The sequence below is a fragment of the Streptomyces sp. HB132 genome (assembly GCF_016909575.1).
GTDB lineage: Bacteria > Actinomycetota > Actinomycetes > Streptomycetales > Streptomycetaceae > Streptomyces.
In genome coordinates, this window is the sequence record NZ_JAFBGA010000006.1 from 417,853 (window position 1) to 436,534 (window position 18,682).

Below are 18,682 nucleotides of genomic sequence, written 5' to 3' on the forward strand. Positions count from 1 at the left end.
CCACGAAGTAAAAGTTCATTTTCGACAGGCGGAACGTAGAATGAGCCAGGAGCGGCATCCCCGCGCTTCGGGCCGAACGCGGGCCGGACCGCCGACACCGGGACAAAACAGGTCCTGACCGGCAAGGACGCCGCACCGGGAGCAGTGGGCCGATCGGGAGCAGCCCGGTAGGCTGCTGCCTTGCCTCCGCTTCGAAAGGACCGTTGACGTGCCGCCGTCCCACGCCAGCACATCCGACTCCAAGCCCGCCGGTCCCAGCGGCGGCGTGCAGTCCCTCGAGCGCGCCTTCGACCTGCTGGAGCGCATGGCGGATGCCGGGGGCGAGGTCGGGCTCAGCGAACTCTCCGCGAGCAGCGGGCTCCCGCTCCCCACCATCCACCGGCTGATGCGCACCCTGGTCGTGTGCGGCTACGTGCGCCAGCAGCCCAATAGGCGTTACGCGCTGGGCCCGCGGCTGATCCGCCTCGGCGAGTCCGCGTCCCGGCTGCTGGGTACCTGGGCGCGGCCGTACCTCCAGCGCCTGGTCGAGGAGACCGGCGAGACGGCGAACATGGCGCTGCTCGACGGCGACGAGATCGTCTACGTCGCCCAGGTGCCGTCGAAGCACTCGATGAGGATGTTCACCGAGGTGGGGCGGCGGGTGCTCCCCCACTCCACCGGTGTCGGCAAGGCGCTGCTCGCGCACACCCCGGCGGACGAGGTGCGGGCGCTGCTGGCCCGAACGGGTATGCCGGCCGCAACCGAGAAGACGATCACCACACCGGAGGGCTTCCTCGACGCGCTCGAACTGGTGCGGCGGGCGGGCTACGCGGTGGACGACAACGAGCAGGAGATCGGGGTCCGCTGCCTCGCGGTCCCGGTGCCCGACTCCCCCACCTCGGCCGCCATCTCCATCTCCGGGCCAGCGGGGCGGGTGACGGAAGCGGCGACCGAGCGGATCGTGCCGATCCTGCAGCAGATCGCGAAGGAGCTGTCCGAGGCGCTGGCGAGCAGCGGGCCGGCCGCCTGAAGGCGGCGGTGTCCGGCCGGATACGCCGAGGCCCGCGGGTCCGGGCCCGTCGCCGGGTTCCGGGCCCGGACCCGGGTTCCGGTCCGGAGGTCCGGCTCCGCGGTTTCGGCTCGGGTCGGGGCGTACAGGGCCGGGGGCGTCGGCCTGCGCCCTCAGACCGGCGCTGCCGCGGTCAGGCGGCCGTCCTCCATCGTCACCGTCCCGTCCACCCGGTCCAGATGCGCCCGGTCATGGGTGACCAGGACCGTGGCCGTCGACCGTTCGCGGGTCAGCCCGGCCAGCAGGTCCAGGACGGCGGCGCCCCTCTCGTGGTCGAGCGCGCTGGTCGGTTCATCGACGAGCAGCACCGCGGGCTCGTTCATCAGGGCCCGTGCGATGTTGATCCGCTGGCGCTGGCCGCCCGACAACTGGTGCGGCCTGCGCTCCGCCTTGTCGGCCAGGCCGACCGCGTCCAGGAGGTCCAGCGCGCGTACCCGGGCGGCACGCAGCGACCCGCCGGACAGGTGGGTCATCACCTGCACCTGCTCGACCGCGGTCAGCGACGGCAGCAGGTTCGGCTGCTGGAAGACGATGCCGATGCGCTCCCTGCGCAGTACGGCCTTCTCCGCGCGGCTCAGTCCGGAGGTGTCCGTACCCGCCACGACGACCCGCCCGCCGTCCGGGGTGACGAGCGTGGCCGCGACGGCGAGCAGGCTCGACTTGCCGGAACCGGACGGTCCGACGACCGCGGTGAGCGTGCCCGCGGGGACGTCCAGGGAGATCCGGTCGAGGGCGGTGAGCCGGGTGTCGCCGTCGGGGTAGGTGAGCGTGACGTCGGTGAGGGTGAGGGTCATCGGGCGCTCCCGAGTGCGGTGAGGGGGTCGACGGCGGTGATACGCCGGATGGACAGTGCGGCCCCGAGCGCGCCGAGGATGATCATGACGGCGGCAGGCACCAGGACCGTCGAGGCGTCGAGGACGAACGGCACAGCGCCGTCCCCTCCTCCGACGAACGCGCCGATGCCCGTGGCGAGCGCGGTGCCCACGCCCGTCCCGGCGGCGAGCATCACGACGGCCTGCCCGAGGGCGTCCCGCAGCAGGTACGGGGTGGAGGCGCCGAGTGCCTTGAGCACGGCGACGTCGCCGCTGCGCTGGATGGTCCAGACGGTGAAGAAGGCCCCGATGACCAGCGCGGAGATGGCGAAGAGGAAGCCCCGCATCAGCTGGAGCGAACCGTTCTCGGCCTGGTAGGAGCCGATCGCGGTGAGGGATTCGTCCAGGGTGAGTGTGCGGGTGCCCGCCGCCTCGTCACCGGCGGCGAGGTCCGCACCGTGCGTCGTCAGCGCGATCACGGTGGCCTGCCGCCCGGTGCCGCTGATGCGCTGCCAGTCGTCGAGCGAGGCCCACACCACCGGGGTGTGGCTGTAGGAGGCCTCTCCCACGACCGCGCCGACAATCACCTCGGCGGCGCCCAGCCGGACGGTGTCGCCCGCCGCGGCACCGAGGTCGTCGGCGGCCTGCCGGGCGAGCACCACCCGGCCCGCCCCCACCGCCCCGGGTGCGAGCTCCCCGTCCGGCCGGACGCCGAACGCCGATACGGCGGTTGTGCGGTCCCCGTCGCCGGTGGCGGCGTTCAGGGTCCGGATGCCGAGGGGCTCGGCGGTGGTCACCCCGGGCAGCGCGGCCCAGGTGCGCCAAGCCCTCTCCTCCACGACGGAGTCGGTGAACGACGCCGACCGGCTGTCCGGCGGGGCGGCGAACGCGAGACGGTCGGCGCGCAGCCCCGTGACGGCCGAGGTGTTCTCCCTGGCCAGCCCAGCCGTCAGACCGGACAGCAGCCCCACGAGCAGCGTGATCAGCACGACGACCGTGCCCATGAGCGCGAACCGGCCCCTGGCGAATCTCAAGTCTCTCCATGCAACGAACATGAATCCAGGCTCGGGCCCAGGGCCCTGGCACACATCGCGCGCCGGGCGGGGCCGACATCAACCTTTCGGTTGACCGGCGCCGCGGTTGTCGCCTCTACGCTGGAACGACCATGAATCCGCGTGCGCACACCCCCGTCACCACCACGCTGCGGCTCTGTCTGCACGCGCTGCTGGTGGGGCTGCTGGCGCTCGCCGCGACCCGGGCGACGGACGACACCGCGGTGCTCGTCCTGGCGGGAGTGATGACCGCCCTGTACGGCGCGGGCGCTCTGACCCCCGTCGTACAGCCGCACACCCGGGCCGCCGCCGTGTGGCTCGGCGCGCTGGGCGTGGTCTGGCTGGCCCTGCTGGCCCGGTCGCCCGACGCCCTGTGGGTGGCCTTCCCGCTGTACTTCCTGCAGCTGCACCTGCTCCCGGTGCGGTGGGGACTGCCCGCCGTGGTGGTCACCGCGGCCGCCGCCATCACCAGCTTCGTGCTGCACGGCCAGCAGGTCACACCGGGTACGTTCATCGGGCCGCTGCTCGGGGCCGCGGTCGCCGTGGCGACCGTACTGGGATACGACGCGCTGTTCCGGGAGAGCGAACGGCGGCGGGAGCTCATCGAGGAGCTGGTCTCCACCCGGGCGGAGCTCGCCGAAGCCGAGCGCGCCGCGGGCACCCTCGCCGAGCGGGAGCGGCTGGCCCGGGAGATCCACGACACCCTCGCGCAGGGCCTGTCCAGCATCCAGCTCCTGCTGCGGGCCGCCGAACACACGCTCCCGGCCGACGCGCCGGCCACCGCCCATGTGCGCCGGGCCCGCGAGGCGGCCCAGGAGAATTTGGCCGAGGCCCGCCGCTTCGTACGGGCGCTGAGCCCCCCGGACCTGGAGCACGGCTCACTGGCGGCTGCCCTGTCCCGGCTGTCGTCCCGCACATCGGCACCGGATCTCACCGTGCACTTCGCGGTCAGCGGCACGCCGGTGGAGCTCCCGACCCCGTACGAGGTGGCGCTGCTCCGCACCGCGCAGTCGGCGCTGGCCAACGCGGTGCGGCACTCGGGGGCGCGGCGCGCCGAGATCACCCTCAGTTTCATGGAGACGTCGGTGTCGCTGGACGTCGTGGACGACGGGTGCGGTTTCGACCCCGGGTCATCGGACGGGATGCGGCACGGCCCGGACAAGGGTGGCTTCGGCCTGCCCGCGATGCGCTCGCGGGCCCGTTCGCTGGGCGGCACGCTGAGCGTGGAGTCGGCTCCGGGACAGGGCACGGCGCTGGCGGTCACCCTGCCGCTCCCCCTCGCGGACGGAGAGGACACCACCCCGTGACCGGCCCGATCAGACTGCTGCTCGCCGACGACCACCCGGTGGTCCGGGCCGGCCTGAGGGCCGTCCTCGACACCGAACCGGATTTCGAGGTCGTCGCCGAGGCCGCCACCGCCGAGCGGGCGGTCGCCCTCGCCGCGACGGGCGCCTTCGACGTCGTCCTGATGGACCTGCAGTTCGGCGCGGGGATGCACGGGTCGGAAGCCACCGCCGCGATCACGGCGGCAGCCGGCGCGCCCAGGGTGCTGATCCTCACCACCTACGAGTCGGACGCGGACATCCTGGCCGCCGTCGAGGCGGGGGCCGGAGGCTACCTGCTCAAGGACGCGCCTCCCGAGGAGCTGGCGGCCGCGGTACGCACGGCGGCGGCAGGCCGGTCGGCCCTCGCCCCGGCGGTCGCCCACCGCCTGATGGATCGCATGCGGACCCCCGCCCGGTCCCTGACCAAACGTGAGCTGGAGGTCCTCCAGCTGGTCGGCGAGGGGTTGTCGAACCAGCAGATCAGCAAGCGGCTGTTCCTGAGCCAGGCGACGGTGAAGTCCCATCTGGTGCACATCTACGCCAAGCTGGGCGTCGACTCACGCACCTCGGCGGTCGCCGCGGCGACCGCACGCCGGCTGATCCGCCGCTGACCTCACGGCCGGTGCCGCGGCTCCCCGAAGAGGTCCACGGCGATCCGTACGTCACGCAGGCGGGGCGCCAGCGCGCTGACCGAACCGATCGCCCCCGCGACCAGCAGCAGCGAGCGGCGCAGCCGGGGGATCTCGGGCCTGCCGCTGACGGCCATGGCGTCCAGTGCGGCCAGCTCGTCCTCGGCTATGCCCCGGTCCGGGAACTCGGCGGGGTGTCCGGCGAGTTCGCGGCGGAGCCGTGAGACAGCCGTACGCAGCTCAGTCACCCTCGGGTCCTCGGCGCTTCCGGTCAACCGCTCCTGCCCCACGCTTCGCAACAAGGCACTCCCCCTCGCACATCCGCCTGCCGATGTGTCGACCCGGCCCGGGCAGTGCTCAAGTGCCCCGGGCCAGGGTCAAGTCAACGCCGACGGAGGTGGCGTGAGCCATTGCGCCGACAAGGAAGGAGGGTACCCCTGAGGGGTGGCGACCATTCCGCCGATCCGAGCGCCGTGGTGGTATTCAGGGCACATGTCTCACACACAACGGATCCCTGTCGTCGCCGGGGTGCTGCTCGCCGCCGGTGGTGGCCGTCGTCTCGGCGGACGACCGAAGGCGCTGCTGGAGCACCGCGGCCATCCCCTGGTGGAACACGGGGTGCGGGCCCTGCGCAACGGCGGGTGCGGCCCCGTGCACGTCGTGCTGGGGGCCTCGGCGGGAGAGGTGCGTGCCCAGGCCGACCTCTCGGCGTGCATGGTGACGACGAACCCCTCGTGGGAGGAGGGCATGGGCTCCTCGCTCCGGGCGGGGCTGGCCGCTCTCACCGCCTCGGAGGTGGACGCCGCACTCGTGCTGCTGGTCGACCAGCCGGGAATCGGGGCGGAGGCCGTGGCCCGGGTCCGCTCGGCGTACCGGTCCCGGACGACCCTGGCTGCCGCCGAGTACGACGGGGAGCGCGGCCACCCCGTGCTGTTCGGGGCCGACCGGTGGGAGGGCATCGCGACGGCCGCGGTCGGCGACCAGGGTGCTCGGACGTACCTGCGGGCACACCGCGACGCGATCACACTCGTCGAGTGTTCCGATGTAGCACGTGCCTACGACATCGACACGGCGGAGGACCTCAGGCATCTGGAGTGAACGGACCGTGCCGGACCTGGCACGCCGCGCCACCATGGCGGCGCCGTCTGTCGAGCCGGAGAATCTCGACATCAACAAACCATTGAACTTCCACCATGAGGAAACTAATATCCACTAATCAGAAGCCCATGGTTCCGTTTCCGGTCCTCGGCGGTACCCATGGCCGTACCTCGGAGCCCTGGCACCCCGTGCCGTCCCGGGCGACCCGGCGGCCGTGGGATGCCGCCGCACCACCCCGCTGAAGGAGTGACAGCTCATGTCCGCACCAGCGCCGTCCCCGCTGGCCATCGTCGATGCCGAGCCCCTGCCGAGGCAGGAGGAGGTCCTGACCGATGCGGCCCTCGCGTTCGTGGCCGAGCTGCACCGCCGGTTCACGCCCCGGCGTGACGAGCTGCTCGCCCGCCGTGGTGAGCGCCGCGCCGAGATCGCCCGCACCTCCACGCTGGACTTCCTGCCGGAGACGGAAGCGGTCCGCGTGGACGACACCTGGAAGGTCGCCCCGGCCCCGGCCGCGCTGGACGACCGCCGGGTGGAGATCACCGGTCCGACCGACCGCAAGATGACCATCAACGCCCTGAACTCGGGCGCCAAGGTCTGGCTCGCCGACTTCGAGGACGCCTCCGCCCCCACGTGGGAGAACGTGATCACCGGCCAGCTCAATCTGAGCGACGCGTACACCCGCAACATCGACTTCACCGACCCGAAGTCGGGCAAGTCGTACGCCCTGAAGCCCGCGGACGAGCTCGCGACCGTCGTCACGCGCCCGCGCGGCTGGCACCTGGACGAGCGCCACCTCCAGCTGGACGGCACCCCGGTGCCCGGTGCGCTGGTCGACTTCGGCCTCTACTTCTTCCACAACGCCCAGCGGCTGATCGACCTGGGCAAGGGCCCGTACTTCTACCTCCCGAAGACGGAGTCGCACCTGGAGGCCCGCCTCTGGAACGACATCTTCGTCTTCGCCCAGGACTACGTCGGCATCCCCCAGGGCACGGTCCGTGCGACGGTCCTGATCGAGACGATCACCGCCGCGTACGAGATGGAGGAGATCCTCTACGAGCTCCGCGACCACGCCTCCGGGCTGAACGCGGGCCGCTGGGACTACCTCTTCTCCATCGTCAAGAACTTCCGTGACGGCGGCTCGAAGTTCGTCCTGCCGGACCGCAACCTGGTGACGATGACAGCCCCGTTCATGCGGGCGTACACCGAACTCCTGGTCCGCACCTGCCACAAGCGCGGCGCGCACGCCATCGGCGGCATGGCGGCCTTCATCCCCTCGCGGCGCGATGCCGAGGTCAACAAGGTCGCCTTCGAGAAGGTCAAGGCCGACAAGGACCGCGAGGCCGGCGACGGCTTCGACGGCTCCTGGGTGGCCCACCCGGACCTCGTCCCGATCGCGATGGCCTCGTTCGACGCCGTCCTCGGCGAGAAGCCGAACCAGAAGGACCGCCTGCGCGAGGACGTCTCGGTGGCGGCGGGCGACCTGATCGCCATCGACACCCTGGACGCGAAGCCCACGTACGACGGTCTGCGCAACGCCGTCGCGGTCGGCATCCGCTACATCGAGGCGTGGCTGCGGGGCATGGGCGCGGTCGCCATCTTCAACCTGATGGAGGACGCGGCCACCGCGGAGATCTCGCGCTCGCAGATCTGGCAGTGGATCAACGCGGACGTCGTCTTCGAGAACGGCGAACACGCCACGGCGGACCTGGCCCGCAAGGTCGCCGCCGAGGAACTGGCCACGATCCGCGCGGAGATCGGCGACGAGGCGTTCGAGTCCGGCAAGTGGCAGCAGGCCCACGACCTGCTGCTCCAGGTCTCCCTGGACCAGGACTACGCCGACTTCCTGACGCTGCCGGCGTACGAGCAGCTGCGCTGACACCTGCATGCCGGAAGCGCCGCACCCCCCGGGTGCGGCGCTTCCGGCTGCCACCGCAGACGCGTCGGACCCGGCAACGCATCCCTCGCGCACCCCGGACACGCGCATCCGGGAGAATGGACGCGTGCGCTACCAGATCCTCGGCCCCGCCCGAGCCTTCCGCGAGGACGGGACCCCCGTCGCCGTCGGCGGGGCCCGGCTGCGCGCGCTGCTCACCGCCCTCGCCCTGCGGCCGGGGCACAGCATCCCGGTGTCGCTCCTCGTCGACGCGGTGTGGGTGGACGAGCCCCCCGCCGACGCGGCCGGTGCCCTCCACGCACTGGTCGGGCGGCTGCGGAGAGCGCTCGGCCCGGCGGCGGTGACCTCGGCCGACGGCGGGTACGCGCTGTCCGCCGCCCCGGCAGACGTCGACGCCCACCGTTTCGAGCAGGTGGCCCGCGACGGCACCCGCGCCCTGGCCGCGGGCAACGCGACCGCCGCCCTCACGCTCCTCGACGAAGCCCTGGCGCTGTGGCAGGGCGGGCCCGCCCTCGCCGACCTGCCCGAGCACAGCACCGAGGCCGGCCGGCTGGACACACGGCTCTTCGCGGCCCGTCGTGGACGGCTGGGTGCGCTGCTGGCCCTCGGACGGGCCGAGGAGGCACTGCCCGAACTCATGGCCCTGTGCGAGGAGCACCCGCTGGACGAACCCTTGCAGGCTCTGCGGCTGCGTGCCCTGCGGGCGGCCGGCCGTACGGCTGAGGCACTCGACGCGTACGAGGCGCTGCGCCGTGACCTCGCCGACCGCCTGGGCGCCGATCCGGGCGACGAACTGCGCTCCTTGCACGGGGAGTTGCTCGCTCCGGCCGGTCAGGAAGCGGCTGTCGAGGAGCCAGCGGGCCCCAGGGGCAGGCTCCGGGCGCGCCTGACCAGCTTCGTCGGCCGGCAGGACGACATCGCTTCCATCGGGGCCGACCTCGCCCGCGCACGACTGGTCACCCTGCTCGGACCCGGAGGCGCCGGCAAGACGCGTCTCTCCATGGAGGCCGCCGAGGCCGCCGACGTCGATCGGCGCTGGCCGGACGGTGTCTGGCTGGCGGAACTCGCGCCCGTCGAGGACCCGTCGACCCTTCCCGAGGTCGTACTCACCGCCCTCGGGGCGCGTCAGACCGTGCTGCCCGGCGCGAAGACGGAGGAGCTGCGCGCCGTCGACCGCGGCAGCGGAGACGCACCGCTGGTCAGGCTGACCGAACACTGCGGCGGACGCAGGATGCTCCTGCTGCTCGACAACTGCGAGCACGTCGTGGACGCGGCGGCCCGGCTCACCGAGGAGGTACTGGCCCGTTGCCCCGGGGTGACCGTCCTGGCCACCAGCCGTGAACCCCTCGGGGTTCCGGGTGAGGTCCTGCGCCCGGTGGAGCCGCTGCCCGGCCCGATGGCCCTGCGGCTCTTCACCGAACGCGGCGTCGCCGCCCGTCCCGGTTTCCGGCCCGAGGATGATCCTGAGGCAGCTGCCGAGATCTGTCGCCGGCTGGACGGCCTTCCCCTCGCCATCGAACTGGCCGCCGCCCGGCTGCGGATACTCACCCCCCGGCAGATCGCGGACCGGCTCGACGACCGGTTCCTGCTCCTCACCGGCGGGTCCAGGACCGTACTCCCCAGGCAGCAGACCCTGCGTGCGGTCGTCGACTGGTCCTGGGACCTGCTCGGCGGCGAGGAGCGCGCGGTCCTGTGCGCGCTGTCCGTGTTCGCGGGCGACTGCGACCTCCCGGCGGTCGAAGCGGTGTGCGGAGCCGGCGCCCTCGATCTGCTCGGCTCACTCGTCGACAAGTCGCTGGTGGTGGCGACCGCCCCGACCACCTCCGGGACGGGCATGCGCTACCGGTTGCTGGAGACGATCGGCGAGTACGCCGCCGAGCGGCTGGACGAGTCCGGGGGACGGGCCGGGGCGGAGCGCGGTCACCTGGTGCACTTCCGGGAACTGGCCCGGCGCACCAGCCCGCTGCTGCGCGGGGACCGGCAGCAGGCGGCGATCGCGGTCTTCCAGAACGAGTACGAGAACCTGCGGGCCGCTCTGCGTCGGGCGGTGGCCGCGAAGGACGAACACGAGGCGCTCTGCCTTGTCCACACCCTCGCCTGGTACTGGCAGATCCGCGATCTGCGGGCCGACGCCAGACACTGGTCCGCAGCCGTCGCGGCTCTCGGCCCCGACCCGTTCGCCGCCCCGGCGGCGCCCGCCCCTCCGCTGCACGAGCGGTGCACCGACGCCCCGCCGCCGATGGCTCCGGATCTGCTCGTCGAGGCGCGGCGCGGCGTGCGGCTCATCCATCTCGCGTCCATGAGCCACGAGCTCGACAGGTGGACCATGCCCGAGGCGGTGGAGTACTGCGGCCGGATCGTCGAGGTCTACTCGCCCGGGGTGCCGCAGACCTGCCGTACACCTGGGGTGCTGTGGATCCACGCCGTCATGCTGACCGGCGATCCGGGGCGCCTTCTGCAGTTCGTCGACCAGGCCGTCGAAGCCTGTCGCTCGCTGGGTGACGACTGGGATCTGGCCTCCGCCCTCCAACTGCGGGCGAACATGCTGGCCAACCGGGGAGACAAGATCGGTGAGGCGGCCCGGGACGCCGACGAGAGCCTGGCGCTGTTCACCCGGCTCGGCGATTCCTGGGGTGCGGCGGAGGCGCTGTCCGTCCGGGGCGAGTCCTATGAGCGCGTCGGTGACAACGCCGGCGCGGCACAGGACTTCCGGGCCGCGATCCGGCACGCCCAGCGGCTGGGCGCCCTGTCCCAGGTCGCTGTGCTGAAGACCCGGCTGGCGGGCGTCCTGACGGAGCCGGAGCAGGACGCGGAGGCCGAGGCGGTCCTGCGTGAGGTTCTCGCCGAGGCCGATCGGCACAGTCACATGGTGGAGCCCGCCGCGCGGATGACCCTGGCCGTCCGGCTGAACCGCACCGGCCGTACCGAGGAGGCGCGTGCCGAACTGGAGCGGCTGCTCGGCACGTTCAGGTACTCCAGCCTGGCGACGTTCGAAGGACTCGTACACGGACTGCTGGCCTGGACGGCCAACCTGGACGGCCGTTACGCCGACGCGCTCGACCGCGCACGGGAGGCGCTGGACCGGGCCCGGGACCCGGTGGGCGCCCTGGTCGCGCCGCAGATGCCCGCCGTACACCTGATGACCATGGCCCGTGCGCTGGCCGGGCTGGGGGGCACGGTCCGGGTAGCGAACGCGGCCCGGCTGCTGGGGGCGGCCGACGCCCTGCTGCCCCCCGGGTACTCCCCCGCAGTTCAGGAGCGCACCTCGCACGAGAACGCCGAGGCAGCGATCCGCGCCGGTCTGACGGACGCCGCCTTCAAGCTGCTGTACGCCGAAGGAGGCCGCCTCACGGTGGAGGAGGCGGCCTCTCTGTCGGCTGTCTGAACCGTCCGGTGTTCCGGGGCCGGTCTCAGGTGCTGCGGCGGAACTTGGACACGGCGAGCGGCGCGGTGATCAGGGTGATCGCCCCCGCCCAGGCCAGGGTCATGCCGGCGGAGTGGGCGACCGGCCCGCCGCTGATCAGGCCGCGAGCCGCGTCCGCGAGGTTGGACAGCGGGTTGTAGTCCGTGAACGCCTGCAGCCAGCCCGGCATCGAGGACGGCGGGGCGAAGATGGAGGATCCGAACTGCAGCGGCATGAGCACCATCATCGCCATGCCCTGAACGGCCTGCGTGGTCTTCATCGTGAGGCCCAGCAGGATGAAGATCCACATCAGTGACGAGCCGAACGCCGCGGACAGCCCGACGGATGCGAGCAGCGCGAGCACCGAGGTCTTGATCTCCAGGCCGAGCGCGAAGCCCACGCCCAGCAGGATGGTGATGGCGATCAGCATCCTGCCCAGTTCCACCACGATCTTCGCGATCAGTACCGAGGACCGGGCGATCGGCATCGTACGGAACCGGTCCATGCTTCCCGTGCGGAAGTCGTCGTTGACGCCGCTGCCGACCGCCATGGCGACGTTCATGCCCAGCATCGCCATGAGCCCCGGCACCACGTAGTTGACGTACGAGTCGCTGTCGCCTCCCAGCGCCTGGCCGACCGATCCGCCGAAGACGAACACGAACAGGAGGGTGAAGACGACCGGCATCAGTACGACGTCGAGCATCGACTCGGGGTCCTGCTTGATCTGCATGACGTTGCGCCGGGTGAAGGCGCCGATGTGCCTGAGGTTCGCCCGCAGGCCGATCCGGTCCCGGCCCGCGGAGTCGTGGCCCGCAGGCTTGGGCTGCGAGGGCGGAGAGGTGGACGAAGACGGGGAATACGTCGCTGTGCTCATGCCGCGACCTCCTCGGGAAGGGTGTCGGACGCGTGGTCCGCGGGCTTGTCGGACGGGGCGGAGGTGGACTTCTGTCCGGTGATCGCCAGGAACACCTCGTCCAGGCTCGGCAGGTGGGTGCCGATGTGCGAGATGCCGAAGCCGTGGGTGCCCAGCAGGTTGATCACCGACGTCAGGTGCTCGTCGTGGAGGATCGGGACGTAGAGGAGGCCCTCGTCCACAGCGGCGTGCGCGCCGGCGATCCCTTCGAGACCGGACCGGGCGACCGCCTTCTGCATGGAGGGCAGTTGCGCCGGATCTGACGGCCTGATCTTGAGCGTCCGGCCGCCGACCTTGGCCTTCAACTCGTCCACCCCTCCGGTGGCGACGACCTTGCCCCGGTCGATGACCGCGAGCTCACTCGCGAGTTGCTCCGCCTCCTCCATGTACTGGGTGGTGAGCAGGACGGTGACGCCTTCGCCCACCATCCGCTGGACCTCCGCCCACACCTCCTTGCGCGTGCGCGGGTCGAGGCCCGTGGTCGGTTCGTCCAGGTAGAGGACCGCGGGCTGCCCGATCATGGAGGCAGCGAGGTCCAGCCGGCGCCGCATGCCTCCGGAGTACTGCATGGCGGGCCGCTTCGCGGCTTCGGTCAGCGAGAACCGCTCCAGCATCTCCTCGGCACGGCGCCGGGCGTCCTTGCGGGACAGATCGAGCAGCCGCCCGATCATGTAGAGGTTCTCCCACCCGGACAGTTTCCCGTCCACCGAGGCGTACTGTCCGGTCAGGCCGATGATGCGCCGCAGTCGGCGGGGGTCGTTCACCACGTCACACCCGGCGACCAGCGCGGTGCCCGCGTCGGGCAGCTCCAGAGTGGACAGGCAGCGGACCAGCGTCGTCTTACCGGCACCGTTGGGGCCCAGGACTCCGAGAACGGTGCCCTCGCGGACATCCAGATCGACGCCGTCCAGTGCTTTGGTCCCGCCGTAGTGCTTGACCAGTCCCCGCACCGAGATGGCGGGCCGGCCGGCCTCGGGGCTCGTGTCGATTCGCGTCATGCCGTCATGGCACCAAACGCCGCCGACATGCGTCCGACAGGATTCCGACGGGCTGCCGACGCCAGGGCAGGAGGGGAGCGTCACGACGAGCGGGAGCCGGTAGGGCGGTTCACCGCCTCGGCGGCTCGTCGAGCCGGAAGAAGGTCCGGTAGAGGTCGAGTTGGTGGTCGAGCATGTGGGCACCGTGCAGGATGGGATGGCCGTGCGCGGCGGCTGCCTTCAGCAGGGCGGTCTCACTCGGTTTCATGATCACGTCCGCTACGACGCACCGTGGGGCCAGTGCCCGCACCGGGAACGGCTGCGGATCGTCGGCGCGCATGCCCAGCGGGGTTGCGTTGACCATGATATCCGCGTTCCCGAGGGCGGGGTCCGCCTCGCCCGTCGCCCGGCCGGGCCAGTGTTCCTCCAGGCGTGCGACGAGGTCGCGGAGCTTGGCCGCGTCCGGGTCGCAGACCGTCAGCTGTGCGGCGCCGGCCGCGAGGAGAGCTGCCGCTATCGCGCTGCCCGCGCCGCCGGCGCCCATCACGACGATCCGCTTGCCCTCGGGGAGGTGGCCTGCTCCGGTCAGTCCGCGTACGAAGCCTGTGCCGTCGAAGTTCTCTCCCCTCCACCGCCCGTCCGGCTCGCGGCGCAGGGCGTTGACGGCTCCGGCCGCTGCGGCTGCCGGGCTCACCTCGTCCGCGAGGCGCAGGGCAGCCGCCTTGTGCGGGATGGTGACGAGGAGGCCGTCCAGGTTCTTCATCCGTGTGAGCCCGTGGACGACCCCGGCGAAGGCGTCGGGGTCCACGTGCACGGGGAAGAGCACCGCGTCGATGCCGAGTCGGGCGAAGAGCGGGTTCAGGAGCGACGGTGCCCGGACCTGCTCCACGGGTGCCCCGAGGACGGCGTAGAGACGCGTGCTGCCCGAGATCTGCGGCGCGGAGACGCCGGGAACTGCTGGTTCCATTTCTTGCCTTCTGTGAAGAGTTGGTCGACCCCTAGCCGGAGGTTAGGGGTTGTGCCCGGTCACCGGCGGCCGGAAGGGTGACGGGGGCATTCGGCCGGCCGCGATCTCGCTCCGGCCCGTGACTCGAAAGGACGTCAGGTGACCGCGCATCTCACCGACCCCAGCCTGTGGATCCGGCGGTTCCACCCCTCCGAGAACGCCAGGGCCAGGCTTGTGTGCCTCCCGCACGCCGGAGGGTCCGCGCCGTTCTACTTCCCTGTGTCCAAGGCACTGTCGCCCGGCGTCGACGTGCTCGCCGTGCAGTACCCGGGCCGACAGGAACGGCGCACGGAGCCGTGCATCGAGAATCTGCCGGAGCTGGCCGACGCGGTGGTCGACCAGGTGCTCGCGTGGGCGGACCGGCCGCTGGCACTGTTCGGGCACAGCATGGGAGCCACGCTCGGCTTCGAGGTCGCGCTGCGGCTGGAACAGAAGGGCGTGATGCCGCTCGTACTGTTCGCCTCCGGACGGCGGGCGCCCTGCCGGCACCGGGACGAGTCCGTTCATCTCCGTGACGACGACGGCATGATCGAGGAACTGCGGTCGCTCAACGGCACCGGGGCCCAGGTGTTCGGCGACGAGGAGCTGATGCGTATGGTGCTGCCGGCGATCCGGAGCGACTACAAGGCGGCGGAGACCTACCGCTACACCGACGGGCCGCGCCTCGCGGCACCGGTTCACGCGCACACGGGCACCGACGACCCCAAGGCGAGTGTGGACGAGGTCGGTTCGTGGGCCGAGCACACCGCGGGAGGGTTCGAGCTGAACACCTACAGCGGGGGCCACTTCTACCTCAACGACCACGCGCCGCAGGTCATCGCCTCGGTTTCCCGGACGATCGCGTCGCTGCTTCCCTGACTCCGGCACGACAGGGGCGAGGTCTGTCTCGCCCCTGTCGGCGGCACGCGGCCCGGGCAGGGACGAGCACTTCCTCGCCGTCGGCTCCGACGGCGAGGAAGCACCGCACCTTCGGCCCGTGCCGAACTCACCTCGTACGCAACCCGGTTCCTACTCCGCGAACTGCGTCGCCCCGGTCCAGGTGAAGACCCGCAGGGCGACGCCTTCGTGCACCTCGCTCTCGGCCGTGGGCTCGAAGTGCTCGTACCGGTTGCCCCGGGGAAGCTTCAGCTTTTCGTCCAGGCGCTCCACGTGCCGAATGCGCTGCTCTTCGGAGAGATAGGGCGAAGGGCCACCCCGGAGAATTACGTTGGGCTCGACGATGCTCATGCGGTACTTACTCCTCGGTGGATGTCGGGGGTTCGTTCGGGGTTCAGGTCGAGAGGTCGCTCGGCGGCCGTCACGGATATCGCTGTGACCACGATCCCTTTCCCGGCGGTCCAGCGGCCGGTGAATCTCTCAGGGGCATTACGGATACCACGTGCACCCTGCGGAAGAATGCGTACGGAGAACGTCCCGCCAACCGGGTCGATCTCGATGAGAGCGTCCTCGAATTCAAGCGGCCGGCGGGTGATCGGAAACCAGGTCTTATAAACGCTTTCCTTCGCACTGAAAAGCATTCTGTCCCAGCGCACACCGGGAAAGCTGCGGAGAAGTTCCTTCGTCCTGGCCTGCTCCTCGGGAAGCGCCACGGCCTCGAGGACTCCGTCCGGCAGTGGCTGGTCGGGCTCCGCGTCTATGCCGACGGAGGCGATCTCCGAGGCTCGGGCCACCACCGCCGCCCGGTATCCGCGGCAGTGCGTGATGCTCCCCCGCACCTGGTCCGGCCAGAGGGGCTCCCCCCTGGGGCCCGAGAGGATGGGCCGGTCCGAGGGGAATTCGATGCGCGCAAGCGCCATGCGCGCACAATGGCGTCCCGTGGTGAATTCGCGGCGCCGTGACTCCACGGAATCGCGAACAAGTGCCTCCTCCTCGGAAAGAAGGGTGACCCCCGGCGGATCCTCGAACACTTCGTACGAAGCGACTTCCGCTGCGAGCAACTGCTCAATCATCGCTCTCACCCGTTCCAGGCCGGTGGCTGTCCGACAACCACAGGGAAGGATTTTGTGAAGCGTATTTCTCGGCCGCCGGGGGCGACACCCCTATGTTGGATCTCTCACCCCTATTTACGTGTCGGGCCCCCTGCATTCATGCGAACCTGAGTTGCGGGCGCGACTGCGTGGTCCATGCTGCGGCCGTGGCGGCCTGCGTAGCGACGGACGACGAGGAGCGAGGACATGCCCCAGGAATTCCGGCGGATCGAGGTGCCGCTCGGTGAGCGGTCGTACTCCGTGCGGATCGGCCCCGGCGTGCGTCACACACTGCCCGAGGTGGTGGCCGAACTCGGCGCGGCGCGGGTCGTCATCGTGTCCGCGAGGCCCCGTGCCTGGGTCCCGGATCCGGGTGTTCCGGCGCTGACGCTGGAGGCGAGGGACGGCGAGGCCGACAAGACGCTGGCGACGGTCGAGGAACTCTGCCGCCGGTTCGCCGAGTTCGGACTGACCAGGACGGACGCGGTGGTCTCCTGCGGAGGCGGGACGACCACCGATTCGGTGGGCCTGGCGGCGGCGCTCTACCACCGCGGTGTTCCCGTGATCCATCTGCCGACATCACTCCTGGCCCAGGTCGACGCGAGCGTCGGCGGGAAGACCGCGGTCAACCTGCCGCAGGGGAAGAACCTGGTCGGGGCGTACTGGCAGCCGAAGGCCGTGCTGTGCGACACCGACTACCTGGAGACGCTGCCGCCCCGGGAGTGGCTGAACGGCTACGGCGAGATCGCCAGGTGCCACTTCATAGGAGCGGGTGACCTGCGGGGCCTGTCCACGCACGAGCAGATCGCCGCCGGTGTCGCCCTGAAGGCGTCCGTCGTCGCCGCCGACGAACGGGACTCGGGGAAGCGGCACATCCTCAACTACGGCCACACACTGGGACACGCCCTGGAACGGGCGACCGGCTACGCCGTCCGGCACGGCGAGGGAGTCGCGATCGGCACCGTGTTCGCCGGACGGCTGGCCGGTGCGCTGGGCCGTATCGACGAGGCCCGGGTCGCGGAACACCACGCGGTCGTGGCGAGTTACTCGTTGCCCACCGAGCTGCCGGCCGGGCCGTCCCCGGACACCCTCGTCTCTCTGATGAGGCTGGACAAGAAGGCCACCACCGGCCTGTCGTTCGTCCTGGACGGACCGCGGGGGCCGGAGCTGGTGCACGACGTCCCGGAGCACGAAGTCGTCAAGACGCTCGCCGGCATGAGTCCCGCTTCTCAGGACGACCGCACATCCACCGCCGACACGAAGGGTGCGTCATGAGCACACTGCTACTTCTCAACGGTCCCAACCTGGGCATTCTCGGCCGCCGCGAACCGGAGGTCTACGGGAAGGCGACCCTGGCGGACATCGAGCGCTCCGTGGCCCAGGAGGTCGAGGGGCGGGGCTGGGACGTGGTCTCGGTCCAGCGCGAATCGGAGGGCGAGCTGATCCATGCGATCCAGGACAACTACGACTCGGTCGGTGCGATCGTCAACCCCGGCGCGCTGATGATCGCGGGCTGGAGTCTGCGGGACGCCCTGGCCAACTACCCCCGGCCGTGGATAGAGGTGCACCTCTCCAACGTGTGGGCGCGTGAGCAGTTCCGGCACGAGTCGGTCATCGCACCCCTGGCGGGAGGGGTCATCGTCGGCATGGGTGCGCTCGGCTACCAGCTGGCGGCGCGAGCCCTGCTGTCGCTGACACAGGAGTGAGTGGCCCGTCCGGGCGGGAGGGCCCACGGTCCCTTTGGGGGGGGAAGGTACCGGGGCCGCTCCTGACCGCCCGGACGGGGGCAAGGGGGTGAATCGCGGTCAGCTCTCGGCGGGCCGGCCGAGGCGGGCCGAGAGGCGCTTGGCGTACGACTTGCTGAACTGCACGATCACGATGAGCAGGACCGTGAGCAGACCGGCACCCAGCAGCGGAACGACGTCGACGGGCAGCGTGTAGGCCATGACCACCCGAGCCACCGCGTCGATCATGAAGGCCGTTCCCCAGGCGACGGTCAGTACCCTCATGGCCCGCCGGAATTCGGGCACCTCGTCCCAGTCCTTACGCCAGGCCGCAGCGGTGGCCTCCGGGAGCAGCGGCATGGTCGCCTGATAGATGAAGGGCCGCGAGGCCAGCAGTGTGCTGAGCATCCACAGTCCGACCAGGGCCGTCAGATAGCTCTCCCGGGCCAGGACGAGCCGGGGGTCTCCCGTCAGCAGGGACACCAGTGTCGCGCTGAGCATGATGCTCAGGGAGAACAGCGTGGGCCGCTCGACCCGGCGGTCCTTGACCGCCCGGTAGACCAGCCGCACCAGAGGAAGCGCGCTGCTGAGGACGAGTGCGAGCCACTGGTTCACACCCATGAGTCGGAGCCCGTAGAAGAGCAGGAGCGGCAGCGCGACGTCCAGTGCCGCCGCCTCGATCAGCATGGTCCGCGGGCTGCGCCCTGTCCGTTCCGGCTGCTTGTCGTCCCCCGCGAGCGTGGTGGATTCCGGTTCCGGCCCTTCCTGAACCTGAGGTGCTGGTTTCACGACGGCCTCCTCTCCTGGCTGCTCTTGTCCGGGTCCTGCCGCTGT

The 18,682-nt window shown here is 71.2% G+C and carries 18 protein-coding genes; 9 read left to right on the forward strand and 9 right to left on the reverse strand.

What is annotated here, in order from left to right; genetic code table 11:
* Nucleotides 1-208 precede the first annotated feature (208 nt).
* Nucleotides 209-1,009, forward strand: coding sequence for an IclR family transcriptional regulator (locus JOC24_RS17135; protein WP_205021159.1), 801 nt, complete (start codon nt 209-211; stop codon nt 1,007-1,009).
* 152 nt (nt 1,010-1,161) lie between these two features.
* Here the strand turns inward: JOC24_RS17135 and JOC24_RS17140 are convergent, their stop codons facing one another.
* Nucleotides 1,162-1,842: an ABC transporter ATP-binding protein gene (locus JOC24_RS17140; protein ID WP_205021160.1), complete on the reverse strand. Its 681-nt coding sequence runs from the start codon at nt 1,840-1,842 to the stop codon at nt 1,162-1,164.
* A complete protein-coding gene (locus tag JOC24_RS17145) occupies nt 1,839-2,915 on the reverse strand; it encodes an ABC transporter permease (protein WP_205021161.1) in 1,077 nt (358 codons plus the stop codon). The genes JOC24_RS17140 and JOC24_RS17145 overlap by 4 nt, the downstream gene beginning before the upstream one ends.
* A gap of 110 nt (nt 2,916-3,025) precedes the next feature.
* Here JOC24_RS17145 and JOC24_RS17150 point away from each other — a divergent pair, with 110 nt between their 5' ends.
* Together JOC24_RS17150 and JOC24_RS17155 are read left to right on the forward strand one after the other, a co-directional pair.
* Nucleotides 3,026-4,219 carry a sensor histidine kinase gene (locus JOC24_RS17150; protein ID WP_205021162.1) on the forward strand — a complete coding sequence of 398 codons (1,194 nt, stop codon included), beginning with the start codon at nt 3,026-3,028 and terminating at the stop codon, nt 4,217-4,219.
* Nucleotides 4,216-4,848 (forward strand): response regulator, encoded by a 633-nt coding sequence (locus JOC24_RS17155; RefSeq protein ID WP_205021163.1) that lies wholly within the window; start codon nt 4,216-4,218, stop codon nt 4,846-4,848. The genes JOC24_RS17150 and JOC24_RS17155 overlap by 4 nt, the downstream gene beginning before the upstream one ends.
* 2 nt (nt 4,849-4,850) lie before the next feature.
* On the opposite strand, the gene JOC24_RS17160 is transcribed toward JOC24_RS17155, so the two are convergent.
* On the reverse strand, nt 4,851-5,168 hold the full coding sequence (locus JOC24_RS17160) for a DUF5955 family protein (RefSeq protein WP_205021164.1): 318 nt from the start codon (nt 5,166-5,168) through the stop codon (nt 4,851-4,853).
* 190 nt (nt 5,169-5,358) lie between these two features.
* On the opposite strand from JOC24_RS17160, the gene JOC24_RS17165 reads away from it, so the two are divergent.
* The 3 genes from JOC24_RS17165 (at nt 5,359) to JOC24_RS17175 (ending at nt 11,243) form a co-directional block, all read left to right on the forward strand.
* Nucleotides 5,359-5,964, forward strand: coding sequence for a nucleotidyltransferase family protein (locus tag JOC24_RS17165; protein ID WP_205021165.1), 606 nt, complete (start codon nt 5,359-5,361; stop codon nt 5,962-5,964).
* Nucleotides 5,965-6,220: 256 nt separating this feature from the next.
* Nucleotides 6,221-7,840: a malate synthase A gene (gene aceB / locus JOC24_RS17170; RefSeq protein ID WP_205021166.1), complete on the forward strand. Its 1,620-nt coding sequence runs from the start codon at nt 6,221-6,223 to the stop codon at nt 7,838-7,840.
* Between the two features lie 124 nt (nt 7,841-7,964).
* Nucleotides 7,965-11,243 carry an ATP-binding protein gene (locus JOC24_RS17175; protein ID WP_205021167.1) on the forward strand — a complete coding sequence of 1,093 codons (3,279 nt, stop codon included), beginning with the start codon at nt 7,965-7,967 and terminating at the stop codon, nt 11,241-11,243.
* 25 nt (nt 11,244-11,268) lie between these two features.
* On the opposite strand, the gene JOC24_RS17180 is transcribed toward JOC24_RS17175, so the two are convergent.
* The 3 genes from JOC24_RS17180 to JOC24_RS17190 all read right to left on the reverse strand — a co-directional run bounded on the left by JOC24_RS17180 (nt 11,269) and on the right by JOC24_RS17190 (nt 14,118).
* Nucleotides 11,269-12,135, reverse strand: coding sequence for an ABC transporter permease (locus JOC24_RS17180; RefSeq protein WP_205021168.1), 867 nt, complete (start codon nt 12,133-12,135; stop codon nt 11,269-11,271).
* Nucleotides 12,132-13,172 (reverse strand): ATP-binding cassette domain-containing protein, encoded by a 1,041-nt coding sequence (locus JOC24_RS17185; RefSeq protein WP_205021169.1) that lies wholly within the window; start codon nt 13,170-13,172, stop codon nt 12,132-12,134. Before JOC24_RS17185 ends, JOC24_RS17180 begins: the two co-directional genes overlap by 4 nt.
* A gap of 109 nt (nt 13,173-13,281) precedes the next feature.
* Nucleotides 13,282-14,118 (reverse strand): shikimate dehydrogenase family protein, encoded by an 837-nt coding sequence (locus JOC24_RS17190; protein ID WP_205021170.1) that lies wholly within the window; start codon nt 14,116-14,118, stop codon nt 13,282-13,284.
* 138 nt (nt 14,119-14,256) lie between these two features.
* Between JOC24_RS17190 and JOC24_RS17195 the strand changes: the two genes are divergently transcribed.
* Nucleotides 14,257-15,015 carry a thioesterase II family protein gene (locus JOC24_RS17195; protein ID WP_205021171.1) on the forward strand — a complete coding sequence of 253 codons (759 nt, stop codon included), beginning with the start codon at nt 14,257-14,259 and terminating at the stop codon, nt 15,013-15,015.
* A 150-nt stretch (nt 15,016-15,165) separates the two neighbouring features.
* Here the strand turns inward: JOC24_RS17195 and JOC24_RS17200 are convergent, their stop codons facing one another.
* Nucleotides 15,166-15,384: a DUF5988 family protein gene (locus tag JOC24_RS17200; protein WP_205021172.1), complete on the reverse strand. Its 219-nt coding sequence runs from the start codon at nt 15,382-15,384 to the stop codon at nt 15,166-15,168.
* Nucleotides 15,381-16,106, reverse strand: coding sequence for a 4'-phosphopantetheinyl transferase family protein (locus JOC24_RS17205; protein ID WP_205021173.1), 726 nt, complete (start codon nt 16,104-16,106; stop codon nt 15,381-15,383). The genes JOC24_RS17200 and JOC24_RS17205 overlap by 4 nt, the downstream gene beginning before the upstream one ends.
* A 225-nt stretch (nt 16,107-16,331) precedes the next feature.
* Between JOC24_RS17205 and JOC24_RS17210 the strand changes: the two genes are divergently transcribed.
* Both JOC24_RS17210 and JOC24_RS17215 read left to right on the forward strand, forming a co-directional pair.
* Entirely contained in the window at nt 16,332-17,399 is a 1,068-nt protein-coding gene (locus JOC24_RS17210; RefSeq protein ID WP_205021174.1) for a 3-dehydroquinate synthase family protein, read from the forward strand.
* Nucleotides 17,396-17,830 (forward strand): type II 3-dehydroquinate dehydratase, encoded by a 435-nt coding sequence (locus JOC24_RS17215; RefSeq protein WP_205021175.1) that lies wholly within the window; start codon nt 17,396-17,398, stop codon nt 17,828-17,830. The genes JOC24_RS17210 and JOC24_RS17215 overlap by 4 nt, the downstream gene beginning before the upstream one ends.
* Before the next feature lie 99 nt (nt 17,831-17,929).
* Here JOC24_RS17215 and JOC24_RS17220 read toward each other — a convergent pair whose 3' ends face one another.
* Entirely contained in the window at nt 17,930-18,637 is a 708-nt protein-coding gene (locus JOC24_RS17220; protein ID WP_205021176.1) for a VC0807 family protein, read from the reverse strand.
* Nucleotides 18,638-18,682 lie beyond the last annotated feature (45 nt).